Source organism: Chitinophaga sp. (assembly GCF_035564935.1).
Classification (GTDB): Bacteria; Bacteroidota; Bacteroidia; order Chitinophagales; family Chitinophagaceae; genus Chitinophaga.
This window is the reverse complement of the sequence record NZ_DATMTE010000997.1, coordinates 20,351-33,531: the sequence shown is the minus strand read 5'-3', so window position 1 is coordinate 33,531 and position 13,181 is coordinate 20,351. Positions and strand designations below refer to the sequence as shown.

Sequence of the window (13,181 nt, the reverse complement as noted above, 5' to 3'; positions counted from 1 at the left end):
CCGGCCGCAAGCTTCATGTTTTTGACATCAATAAAACTGATCAGGGGGTGTAAGGGCTTTTGCAGCCCAAACACCCGGTGAAAGTCGGATAATGATTCAAATTTATACAACGTATTTTCTTCCCTTTTCATCATGCAAATTTACAAAATAGATGTGTCATATATTGCCCGATACTTTTATTGGCTCCTGTAATGAATGCGCTTTTCATTTCCGTTTGTTTTCATTGAAGATAGATGAGCGCAAATTCTTTTGCAAAATCGGCCAGTTTCACTTTGCCCATAGCAGGCCTGTTTTGATAATAATCATCGTATAAGCTGCCGCTTCCCTGTGCAGCCTGCATTTCCACGAAACCTCCGGCAATCCATTCATTCATACCTGCCTCCAGCATGCCTTCCAGCATCTGTTCTCCCGGAATTACCAGCCATTTCAGATCAGGTTTCCCGATGGCACTGCCTATAATGGCTGCTATCTCGTTGGGGGAAACTTCTTCGCTTGCTACATAATGCACGGTTCTGCCATTAAAGGGTTTTTCCATTTCTGCTGCAACAACAGCTGCAATATCCAGGGGCGAAACCCAGGGTTCTTTCTGATCACCGCCATAGCTTTGTATAATAGCCCCCTGCTTTCTGATGGTTTCCATATACCTGAATATGTTGGTATAAAAGCTAACCGGCCTTATAAACTTTATGGCAACATCACCGGGTAATTGTTGCAGGATATTTTCCACCCTGTTGTGAAGAAAAAGGCTGCCGGTTCCCTTATCGGTATGGGCGCCTATACTGCTCAGGTGCACAATGCGTTTTACACCGGATGCTTCCACTGCCTGTTTATAATTATTCCCGATGTTGCTGAAAGCAGCCACAAAATCCACATCCTTGTCGAATATGCTGCCAATACCCTCCCATGACTCCATCAGGTAAACAGCATCGGCCCCCCTGAAGGTAGCTGCTAAAAAATCTACATCCTGTATATTGCCTATGGCTGCGCCGGCGCCCAGTGCTTCAATTTCATCTTTCTTTTCCGCTTTCCTGCTGATAACAGTTACCTTATGCCCTTTCTGTACCAACTCCTGTGTTAAAGGTTTCCCTATGTTCCCTAAAGAACCTGTAATAACGATATTCATAAATCCAGCTTTTTGTTATGGCAAAGTTGCGCAAAGAGCGTAAAGCGGGCGTAACCTGATCGAGGAATTACTTAACTCAAATGAGTATTTCTTTGGCATAAAAGCGGGGATCTCCCATATGATGTGGTGGTATGATTTTGGCGCCGTCGTCAGGCATTGATCACTTAAACTACTGAAAATCCCATATGCCGCAACGGGCATATGGGATTTCATCTTTTTATTATTACGACACCCTGTTACGCCCTACATAAATATTTTTCGCATTGTAGTAGGTATCCCCTGAAGGACCGCTGCTACCGCTGGATCCTTCCATTTGCAGGTTGATGATAATATACATAGGCTTGCCCACAAAATTAGCAGTATGCATACCTTTCCACACGCCATCAATATAATAATGAATATTCACATCTGTAGCGCTCACTTTCGTGATCCATACGCGGTAGTTATGCCAGTTGCCGGGAGACGAAACATTGGTTAAGATACTGGATACATCCTGCCAGGTTCTGAAAGTATTCTGCCAGTTGGTGCTGTTTCCCTTAAATTCCAGGATATCACTTTCCGGCGGCCAGCTGTTCACACCGGTAAGCCAGAATGCAGGCCAGGAACCGGCTACAGAAGGCGCCTGGAAATCGCCCTTCACTTCCCAGTCGGGAAACTGATCGTTTACCAGCACCTGCGCCTTGGCATGTACCGCTCCGCTGTGATAATGAATAGGCAAATAAGGATCGCTGCTGCTGTTCCCTTCATTCCAGTTGATACGCGCCGCTTTAAGCGTAAGCACGCCGGCATTCAGGTAAATGTGGTTGTGATCTGAAGTGCTCCCGTACATACGTGCGGTGCCGTTATGATCGGAACCCCATGGATACAGGTAGTTCCAGGCTGCTTCAAATGCGGAATAGCTGGCAAATGAACTATTGTCCAGCACCGTTTCCCAGGTAACGGTAGTTGCCACAGCCGATTTCTTTCCCTGTGTAGCGGGTTGCAGATCCGCGGTGGCAGATTGTTTACCACAGGAAAGCGTTACTGCGCAGGTGAGCGCCAATAGGATTTTCATACTTGTGTTCATAAATGGAATTTTTATAGTGAAAAATAAAATGCATTTATCTCACTTCCCTATTTCCCATCTACTCCTATATTCAGATGTGCCGGTATCGGGTTGCCATACAGGTCCGTGGCGGTGTTATCCGGCAGTGCGATGCCTTTCCGCAAAGCGGGCGATCCCGGCTGCAGCTGGAATACTTTCAGCGCATCCATACCCTGCATACCGGGCAATGGCGTTGCACGGAACCGCGGATCTTTTGTGACGGCTGCCTTATCTGCCGGGCGGTCAAGGTGCGTTCCGAAATAAAGGTTGTTGCTGTAAAAATTACGTTTGCTTTGATTCATCACGTAGTCTGCCGTACCATTTGTGTAGAAGATGTTGTTGGCGAAATAAGTACTGTCTGCATAACCAAACCAGTTGCCCATTTCCACCAGTGTGCTATCCATCTTAATATCTCTTTCCGGCAGGTAAATAACATTATTATAAATGCGGGTATTCATTACGGGACCGGTGATATGAAATACAGGGGCAAAACCGGCATGCTTCCCCGTAGTCCGTAACCCATCGTTCACGCTTACATTATACCGCACAATGGTTCCTTTGTTGCCGCAGCTCTGCGGAGCGCGGGCGCTGCCATCGTCGCATACCAATAAAAAGCCACCGTCGTTATCATGACTGTAGTTATACTGGATCACGGTATTGTTGCAGTTCCAGTCGGAATCGAAACCCTGTCCATCCCAGGGAGCTTTATGATCGCTTACCTCGTTGTATTGAATAAGCGCATTATCGCAGCTCCAGGGCCATATGCCAGCGGCGGATTCACTATCTGGCAACAGGCGGGGGCAATCACGCATGGTATTATGCTCTACCAGCACGCCGTCGCAGCCGGTGGGCACAATGCCGTCGCCGGGTACGCCTTCTATCAGGTTGCCACGGATCACCACGTGTTCATTGGGGAACCAGTCGGTCCTGGACCAGTTCCCGTTCACCAGGATGCCGTTCCGCTGGCAACGCCTGATGGTACAATCTTCCACCAGGATGCTGTTGAACCGGGAACGGGTTTGCCGCCCGCCATTACTAAAAATGATTCCTGCGCCACCACCCTCTTTTTTAACAAGACTTCCATTCACATCATGCACATCCAGTTGCTTCAGGTAAATAGCGGAAGCAGTACCATAATCAGTTAACTGCACCAGCACACCGGAACGATGTGCCCTGATATCCGCTCCATAGTTGGAGATATCCAGGTTACGGATCTCCCAGCCTTCTGCATTCCGTAGATACAGCGCCGCAGGCATAACGCCATTACCCTGTATGCGGGGCTTGTATCCTTCGCCATAATGGTCAATGGTGATCAGCTGCCCTGCATGGCCGCTACCCTGCGGCTTCAGTTGTCCTTCATAAATGCGGCCCGAGCGGAAACGGATCTGGTCGCCCGGCTCAAAAATCTGGCGGTTCACCCGCTCCAAACTGCGCCAGGACTGCTGTTCCGATAATCCATTGTTGGCGTCTTTTCCCATCAACGCATCTATGTAATAAGTGCGGGGCACAGCGGCGCCTGCATGTAAACTTAATCCCATGGCGCATATCACAGCGCCCCGGAAAACTTTCCTGATATTCATGTCAGTTCTCTTTTAAATATTCATGATCCCATACAACTACCAGCCAGGCGTTTGCGTAAGCGCGGGCGACTTCATTTTCTCCGCCTGCGGTACCGGGTACCAGTACATCTTTGGCTGGAATACCCGTCCTTCCACTTCCACTTTCTCATACTTAAACGTAGTGGCGTTAATACGGGTTATTTTCACACCATATACGGGTGAATTAAACAGGGTGACACCCAGCTCCCAGCGACGTACATCCCAATAGCGGTGTTCTTCAAATGCCAGCTCTACCCTTCTTTCATTGCGCAGTTTATTACGCAATGTAGCCGTGTTCCATTGCCCTGCCTGCAATAACGGCATCTTCACAGAAGCGCGGTCGCGCACTTTATTCACGGCCTGGATAGCGGTTAAGCCAAAGCCCTGCGGATCCTGGTCCGGGCCATAGGCCTCGTTCATAGCTTCTGCATAGTTGAGGTACATTTCACCCAGGCGGAATAAGATCCAGGTGTGCACGCTGGTTTTGTTCAGCAACAGGTCCAGGTTTTCATCCACGTATTTCTTCAGGTAGTAGCCGGTTTTTGTTGCACGGTCTACCCCCGCTCCTTCACGGCCACCGGTGAAGGCTTCCACAGCGCGGCCTTTCCATTGTGAATTATTAAGGATCACGGTCATGGCTAAACGCGGATCGCGGTTGCTGTACGGTTGCTGTGCATGATCCGGGTTACTCCAGTTAAAAGCGCTGCCATCGGCCATCTCGTAGGCGTCTACCAGGTTCTGTGTGGGTGTAGTGCCACTGCTGCCGCCATCGTACCCAATGGGATAGTTGGCGCGTTCAAAACTGTTACCGGCAGCATACCGGTGCGCAAAAATGATCTCCTTGCTGGTAGTGCTGCGGAACAATCCACGGTAATCACCCTCCAGTTGATATACATTCAGATCAATCACTTCTTTGGCCGCTTTCGCCGCTGCTATCCACCGTTCTTTTACATGTCCTTTATTATTCAGATCACTCGCATAGTAAAGCAGCATGCGGCTTTTCAGTGCCAGTGCAGCTCCTTTGGTAGCCCTGCCCAGATCGTTATCGGCTACTGTTGCACCCAGGTACTTTGCAGCGGAATCACATTCGGCAACAATGAACTGTACGCATTCATCATAGGAGTTCCGTGGCAGGTTAAGGCTGTCTGATAATCCCAGTGTTTTGGTAATCAGCGGTACGCCGCCATAGCGGGTTACCAGTTCAAAATAAAAGTACGCGCGCAGGAAACGGTTCTCATAACGCCAGCGCTCCAGATCGGCCGTCATATTACGGTAGGTTTGCTGTGCAGTAGCGTCGGGATTGAGCTTATACATATTGAGATCCACATTACCGGATTGCTCCAGGTAAAGGTTGGTGCGGCGTATAGCCGTGTAGGTGGTATTCCAGTTATCGTCCGGGTTGATGTAAGGATTCCAGCTGCCGTTATTATAACGTTGAATGGCGCTGCCTTCCCAGGTAAACTCTGCATCGTCTGTAGCAGCATCCAGCATGGCATTATCTATCCGGTTAAAGCCATCGGGGAGGTAAGCGTAGGTGCCTATCAGGAAATCACGGGTACGGGCATACGATGAAAACACTTCATCTTTGGTAAGCTCCGTACTGATCTGCCTGTCCAGGAAATCTTTCTTACAGGAAACTGAGATGACAGTAACCACTCCTGTAAGAAACAACCAAAACTTATATTTCATAACATTGAAATTTTTTGTTGAGATGATGATCATAATTGTACCCGTACACCTGCGTTCACAGAGCGCATAGCAGGATACCCGCTTAACGTTTCAGGATCTGCAAAATGAATATGATCCAACGAAAATACATTCACGGCATTTACGTATATCCGTAGCTGTTGCATCCTGATATGCGACAACAATGATGCGGGAAATGTATATCCAAGTTCTATATTGCGCAGCTTTACGAAGCTGCCGTTGCGTTGCCAGAAATCGGTGGAGCGGTAGTTGTTATCATTGGCGGCAGTGGTAAGCCGCGGATAGGTGGCAGTAGCCGCTGTTTCGGGCGTCCACCTGCCCATAGCCATGGGTGCGGCTTTGGCATCATTCACAAAAGCCCATACCAACGGACCGGACAGCATCACACTTCGATTGGCAACGCCCTGGAAAAATGCGTCGAGGTCAAAGCCTTTGTATTGTACACCCAGGTGCAAACCAAATGTCCATTCGGGTAACACAGGTTTGCCAATGGCTACTTCATCATAGATGTCGATGATGTTATCCCCGTTCTGATCTTTGTACTTGATATCGCCGGGCTTCACCGGTGCAAAGATCTGTTGGGGGCTGGCGCTGATGTCCGCTTCATCTTTAAAGAAGCCGATAGCCTGTAGCCCAAAAGGCTGGCCTATGCTTTGTCCCGTGCGGTTAAGGTAAGCATAGGGTTGCTGCGCTTCTGCCATATACAATATTTTGTTACGGGCAAAAGCAGCAGAGGCGGAAGCAAAATAACTGAAACTATGTTTTACTTCGCTCTGGTATCCCAGCTGTAATTCAAAGCCACGGCTCCTTACGCTGCCTACGTTTTCCGCAGGTAATCCTACACCTATGTAGCCGGGAATAGCGCCATATCTTTCAGCCAGGATATCTTTTCTTTTTTCATCGAAGAAGTCGAATGCCAGGGTTACCCTGTTGCGCAGCAGCGAAGCATCTATACCAATGTTGGCCCTGCGGTCTTTTTCCCAGGTGATGTCCGGGTTGGCAAGACTTCCTTCATCCATCCCAGCGGCATAGCGGTTGTCGGTACCGAAGTAATAACCGGCCCCACCGTTATAATATTGCTTATAAGGAAAGCGGCGCCCGCCTACCTGGTCGTTACCCACCTGCCCGTACGACGCCCTCAGTTTCAGGAAGCTGATCCACTGTGCCTGTTGCAGGAATTGCTCTTCAGACAGGATCCAGCCTGCGGATACTGCCGGGAAAAAGCCAAAGCGTTTGCCTTTGGGGAAGTTCTCGGAACCATTATAGCCAAAGGAAAATTCACCGATGTATTTTCGTTTATACGCGTACGTTACCCGCCCCGCTGTACCCTGGTGGGCATAGGGAACATTGTTGCCCGAAATGGTATACACATCCTGCTGGTAAAGCGCCAATGCATCAATACTATGCTCGCCGAAGGTGCGGTTATAAGTAAGGGTGAACTGGGTATTGGTGCGTCTCCACTGATCGTTTACCCCATCGTTCTGTGCGATGGTGGTATTATCGCCAAACTTATTATAGATGGTATCGCCCGCAGGATTTTTCAGTAATTGGAATACGGCAAACTGTTTGGTTTTATCGTCGTTGCCCTGGAACCAGTTATTGAAAGATACCGCCGCTCCGGCCTTTAAGCCGGGTGTAAGCTGATCCAGGCTGTAACTGAAACGCATGGTGGCCTGCAAGGCGCGGGCATGCGTGGTGGCTACACCGCGACCAAGCACCAACCCCACTGGATTGCCACGATATACAGAGGTGCCTCCGTATGAATTATCAGGGTTACGCACGGGAAACGCATTAGGTGGTATCAGCATCATATTGCTCCATATTTCAGGAGCGCCTGTACCCGGATAGCTCCGGTCTTCCACCCTGCCAGCCAGGTCCAGCGAGGCGCTTAACCGCTTTGTTACTTTAATATCTACATTGGAACGGAAATTATACCGCAGGAAATTCGCGTTGGAATTTTCCTCCCTTTTCGAATCGGTATTTTTATACAGCCCTGTATTCTTCAGTACATTCAGCGATACAAAATAGGTGACATTGCTGTTTCCGCCGCTAAGGTTCAGGTTGTATTCCGACATCGGCGCTGATTTCTTTAACACTTCATCATACCAGTTCACATCGGGATGAAAGTATTTATCGTTTCCATTCTTATATGCTTCCAGGTCGGCAGGTGAATACCTATCGGTTTTGCCTTCATTGCGTAATGCTTCATTGTAAAGTGTGGCATAGTCGTATGATCCCAGGAACTCCGGCAACCGCTGCGGGCGCTGGAATCCCGTTTGCGCACGGAAAGCTATTTTAGGCTTACCGCTGAAGCCTCTTTTAGTAGTAACCAGCAATACGCCATTGGCGCCGCGGATACCATACATAGCGGTGGCAGCAGCATCTTTCAGCACGGTGATCGTTTCTATTTCATCCGCAGCCAGCTGGTCGAAAGGACTTTCAAAACCATCCACAAAAATAAGGAGCCCTGCACCGCGGTACGAGCTAAGGCCACGTATGGCCATGGAAGGCGCATCATAACCAGGTTCGCCGTTGCCCTGCATTACTGTGAGGCCGGGTATACGGCCGTAAAGGCCATTGCTGAGCGTAGCGGCAGCCGATTTCCGTAACACGCTGCCATTCACTCTTCCATAAGCCCCGGTTACCTTCCACCATGGCTGCTCTCCATATGCCACCGGTACCTGCAGCGTGGTATCTCCCGTTACGGGAACAGAATCTGTAGCAGATTGCGCTAATGCAGTAAGGGAAAAAAGTGTGCCCGTTACCGTTAGCAATGCTGTTATTCTTAATTTATATATAAAGTTCATTTTTTCAGATTTGGATTTTACGATCAGGAACCTGTTCACCAGCCAGGATTTTGTACAATGTATTGCTTGTATATTTCCGTATTGGGAAATGGATACAGGTACATCTTATCATTCCATACCCGTTGTTCAAACACTACCTGTTCGAAATGAAATTCGCTGCTGCCGTCTATAGGCTTTAATCTCAGCCCATACATCTTCCCGTTCATCACACCTTCATCACCGGCAATTTTCCAGCGGCGCACATCCCAGTAGCGGTGCTCTTCAAATGCCAGTTCTATGGCCCGCTCATTTCGTATAGCCATTCTCATTTCATCTTTTGATTTGCCGGAGAGTGCAGGCATACCCGAACGGGCGCGGATGGTATTTACAGCGGTATACACTTCTGTAACAGGCCCCTGTGCTTCATTCAGCGCTTCTGCATAGTTGAGATAAAATTCCGCGAGACGAAACACAGGCCAGTTAATAGTAGCGCCGTAACTGGACCAGGTAACGTTGCGTGGCAGGAATTTGTGCATCCATTGTCCGCCGCCACGGTCGCCGCCATGCAGTGCCGGCTTTCCATCCGGTTTGATATACATCTGCACGGCGCCTACTTCACTGTTCCAGTTAGCCCCGTTATATCCTACAGATTGCGCAAAGCGGGGATCCAGCGAAGCATACATGGCGTTGGCGTTATCGCCCGACTGCGGCCAGGTTTGGGCGCCGCCGGTTTTCTTCTCGTACAATTTTACAAAGTTCATTGGCACAGAAATACCATACCATCCTCCATAAATATTTACCGGCATGGTGAAATTGAAGTAGTCGCTGTAAATACCCCACCAGCCGTTGGATTTATTGGCCAGGATAATCTCTGCATTATCCGGCTGCGACCATGCGTATTCATAGTTCTTATCGGCTCCAAACTCGGTGATCAGGCGGCAACTGCCCGTGGGCGCCCAGTCCAGCACTGCTTTGGCGGCATCCGCTGCTTTCTGCCAGCGGGCAGCATCGTAGTTATGATAGCCCACCAGCGTTTCCGTGGCATCGGTAGTGGCTACATAAGCAGTAGCGCTGTTGAACAAAGGGCTTGCCGCATATAACAGCGCCCGCGATTTCAGCGCCAGCACCGCGCCTTTGCTGACACGGCCCCGCAGGAACCCTTCCTGTGCAGCCGGCAGGGCTGTAACGGCCGCATCACAATCAGCTACTATAAAATTGATGCACTCTTCCAGTTTATTACGCGGCAGCTTAAGGTTATCGCTGTTCAGCAAACGCCTGTCTACAATAGGTACGCCGCCATAGCGCTTTACCAGTTCAAAATACTGCAGGGCGCGCAGGAAACGGGCTTCGGCTTTTAACTGCGTTTTGTATTCTGCACTGGCATCCGGCACGCCGTCAATACGTTCCATAAAAATATTGGCCTTGCGGATGGCTTTATAATGGGTACTGAAATCATCTTCCGGGTTGTCGTTGGCATTCCATTGTCCTTCGTTGAAACGGTTGGCGCCTGGCCAGCTGTCGGCAATATCCCCTTCATCACAGGCAGCAGCCAGTACACCGGCTACGATACCGCCGCTGCTGGTATTGCTCCACCCGGTTGGTAAACCCGAAGGCATACTGTTGCCATATACATCGTACAAAAATGTTTCTGCATTCCTGATCTTCGAGAAAATAGTATCCTCGGTAATATCCACGGATGGCGGTTTCTCAAGAAAATCCCTCTTGCAGGAAAAGAAAGCGCCCAACAGCAGGCTTAATATGATATAGTATTTTACTTGTTGCATAGTTTGTTTTTTTAGAACTGCAGATTCAACCCTACGTTATACACTTTTTGCTGCGGATAAAACTGCCCGCGGCCATCCGGCGCCTCAGGGTCATAGGTTTTGAGCGACGACCAGGTAACCAGGTTCATACCATTGGCATATACCCGTATGCTGCCGATCTTTGCACGTTTTAAAATACCTTCGGTAAATGTGTAGCCGATCTCCACGTTCTTCAACCGCACATAACTGGCATCCTTCAGCCAGTAGCTGGAACGCTGATAGTTATTGCCGGCAGGGCTTTGCGACAACCGCGGAAAAGTGATCTTCTCACCCGCCTTATATCTTTCTTCCGTCCACCGTTCCAGGTGAACGGTCATGGCATTGCGCCAGTCGGTATCAAAAGGCCATGCGGCCATTTGCTCCAGGTATACCGACGCCCTGCCTGCACCCTGGAACAACAACGAAGCATCAAATCCTTTAAAGGATCCGCCAAATGAAAAACCATAAATGATCTGCGGGAACTGAGAGTAGCCTATGGGCATCTGGTCGTCGTTATTAATGACGCCATCCCCGTTCACATCTTTATAGCGGATATCGCCCGGCTGCAAAGCATCACGGCCATTTACGCCGGGTGCGTAAGACGATTGCGGTCTTTTTGCATCGTTGATCTCTTCCCAGCTGTTGAACAATCCTTCTGCCACCAGGCCAAAATACTGCCCCACCGGGTTACCGGTTTCATTCTGATAAGGATAGGAACGCGGCGCCTCATCTTTAAATTCTATCTTGTTACGGGCAAAAGAATAGTTAGCCTTCAGCCAGTAATTCACGCTGCCTACATGATCATTATACCCGGCTTCCATTTCAAAACCGCTGTTACTTACCCTGCCCAGGTTATAGGCCGGCAGGTCGCTCACACCCACTATACCAGGCACGGCGCCACGCATGGCCAGGATATTATTACGCTTCTCCCGGAAATAATCACCGGTGAAAGAGAAGCGGTTGTCGAACAACTTCATTTCAAGACCAATATTCGATTTCTTCGCCCTTTCCCAGGTAACATCAGGGTTGCCCAGCTTACCTTCATAGGAACCGCCATACCATTGATAAGTAGAGCCCACCTCTCCGAAATTATACCCGCCGCCATAGGCAAAAGCAGAAGGCAGGTACAGGAAGCGTGCGCCCCCATTGAAAATATCAGACAGCTTATCATTACCCACTTCTCCATAAGAACCTCTTATTTTCAGGAAAGTGAGGTATTTACTTTTTGGAAAGAAAGGTTCATCGGAAGCCACCCAACCCAGCGAATAAGCCGGGAACCAGCCAAAGCGGCTGCCCTCGGGGAAGTTCTCCGAACCGTTATACCCCATGTTAAACTCTACCAGGTAGCGGCTTTTATAATTATAGGTAACGCGGCCGGCCATGCCCAGGTAGGCATTGGGCACTTTATAGGTAAGACTCGGCGCATAAGCCTTGCTTTGATTATAAAGCAACAACCCCGTTACATTATGCGCGCCAAAAGTGCGGTTGTAATCCAATGCCAGTTCACCATATATTTTGCGACGCTTGTCATACCCTTCGCTGAAGCCAAGCGTGGTTTCCTCGCCCTGCGGCACGTACAAAACATTACCGGCATTGGCCGGGTCCTTTACAGCAAGATAGGTCACGTTGTTTTTGGAACGCCGCACGGAGTGGCTGTACCAGCTATCGTACGCAATAGTACCGCGGGCAGATAAACCGGCGGTAATAAAATCCAGTTTATGATTCAGGATAACGGAAGAATTTACATTGCTTTTGAACAACTGCTGGTAGCCTGCATTGAGCATGGTAAGCAGCGGATTCCTGGCGTTTACAGCACCGGAAATCGTTACCAGCTTGCCATCTACAATACCCGGGCTGCTGAAAGGATTAGCGGAAAGCACATCGAAGAAAATATCGCCGGCGGATTTTGCCGGGTAGTTCTGGTTTTCCACCTGCCCTCCAAGATTTACCTTCACGGTAAACAAAGGCGTTACATCAAAATCGAAGTTGGAGCGGAAGTTATACCTTTTGTATTTTGGATTGGCGCTGAACTCGGGGTTATAGTCGGCATACCGGTATGCCCCGTTCTGATCAAAATAGCCGCCTGAAATAAAGTACCGCGCCAGCTGGGTACCGCCGCTGATGTTCAGGTTGTGCTGCGACTGTAAAGAGTAAGGTTTCAGCATCACATCAAACCAATCCACGCTGGGATGGAACACCGGGTCTTTCCCGGATTTGAATAATTCCAGGTCTTCTTCGGTAAAGTAAGGCTCTTTACCGTCGTTCTTCAACGCTTCATTTTTCAGCAGGGCGTATTCGTAGCTGCTCACCATTTTGGGCAGCTGTGTGGGGCTTTGCCGGCCCAGGTTAGAAGTTAAACTCAGCTTAGGAGGGCCCAGTTTACCGCGGCGGGTGGTGATCAGGATAACGCCGTTGGCGCCCCTCACCCCGTAAACAGCGGTAGAAGAAGCATCTTTCAGGATATTGATGGTTTCTATTTCGTTGGGATCTATCTGGTTGATGTTGGAGCGTTCAATACCATCTACCATGATAAGCGGATCGGAACCGGAGCCGGCATCCAGGGTACCAATACCGCGGATCTTCAGACTGGAACCATCCTGGCCGGGTTCCCCGCTGCGCTGTACGGCTATCAGGCCGGGTAAGCGCCCTACCAGCATATTGGATACGTTGGCAACGGGCGATTGCAGCAGTTCTTTTGTACCGATAGATGCTACCGCGCCGGTAACGGTTACTTTTTTCTGCACCCCGTAGCCCACCACTATCACCTCGCCCAGGTTCTTTTCATCGGGTTGCATTTTTACGTTCAATACAGACCCGCTGCCCAGCGGCACCTTCCGGGTAATATACCCGATACAGGAAAATACCAGCATCCGCCGGCCATCGGGTACGTCTATCCGGTAATTACCGTCCGCATCAGCAGAGGTGGATTTCTGGGTACCTTCCACCACGATGGTGGTGCCTATCAGGGCGTTCCCCTTTTCATCAGTTACCTTACCGGTAATGATAACGCCGGCCGGTTTAACGGCGGCAAAGGTAAAAAGTGGCAATGAGGTCAGGGACAATAGGACAACATATGTTATC

General features: G+C 49.6%; 7 protein-coding genes. All 7 read right to left on the bottom strand.

Features of this window, described 5'->3' with window-relative positions; genetic code table 11:
* Nucleotides 1–220: 220 nt before the first annotated feature.
* Nucleotides 221–1,123, bottom strand: a complete 903-nt coding sequence (locus VN105_RS25825) for an NAD(P)H-binding protein (RefSeq protein ID WP_325645680.1) — start codon at nucleotides 1,121–1,123, stop codon at nucleotides 221–223.
* Between the two features lie 223 nt (nucleotides 1,124–1,346).
* A complete protein-coding gene (locus VN105_RS25820) occupies nucleotides 1,347–2,189 on the bottom strand; it encodes a glycoside hydrolase (protein ID WP_325645678.1) in 843 nt (280 codons plus the stop codon).
* 47 nt (nucleotides 2,190–2,236) lie between these two features.
* Complete coding sequence (locus VN105_RS25815; protein WP_325645676.1) at nucleotides 2,237–3,787, bottom strand: right-handed parallel beta-helix repeat-containing protein; 1,551 nt, start codon at nucleotides 3,785–3,787, stop codon at nucleotides 2,237–2,239.
* A gap of 36 nt (nucleotides 3,788–3,823) precedes the next feature.
* Nucleotides 3,824–5,494, bottom strand: a complete 1,671-nt coding sequence (locus VN105_RS25810; protein ID WP_325645674.1) for a RagB/SusD family nutrient uptake outer membrane protein — start codon at nucleotides 5,492–5,494, stop codon at nucleotides 3,824–3,826.
* Nucleotides 5,495–5,523: 29 nt separating this feature from the next.
* Nucleotides 5,524–8,319: a TonB-dependent receptor gene (locus VN105_RS25805; protein WP_325645672.1), complete on the bottom strand. Its 2,796-nt coding sequence runs from the start codon at nucleotides 8,317–8,319 to the stop codon at nucleotides 5,524–5,526.
* A gap of 35 nt (nucleotides 8,320–8,354) precedes the next feature.
* Nucleotides 8,355–10,082, bottom strand: a complete 1,728-nt coding sequence (locus VN105_RS25800) for a RagB/SusD family nutrient uptake outer membrane protein (protein WP_325645670.1) — start codon at nucleotides 10,080–10,082, stop codon at nucleotides 8,355–8,357.
* A gap of 11 nt (nucleotides 10,083–10,093) precedes the next feature.
* Nucleotides 10,094–13,162, bottom strand: coding sequence for a TonB-dependent receptor (locus tag VN105_RS25795; RefSeq protein ID WP_325645668.1), 3,069 nt, complete (start codon nucleotides 13,160–13,162; stop codon nucleotides 10,094–10,096).
* Between the last annotated feature and the right edge of the window lie 19 nt (nucleotides 13,163–13,181).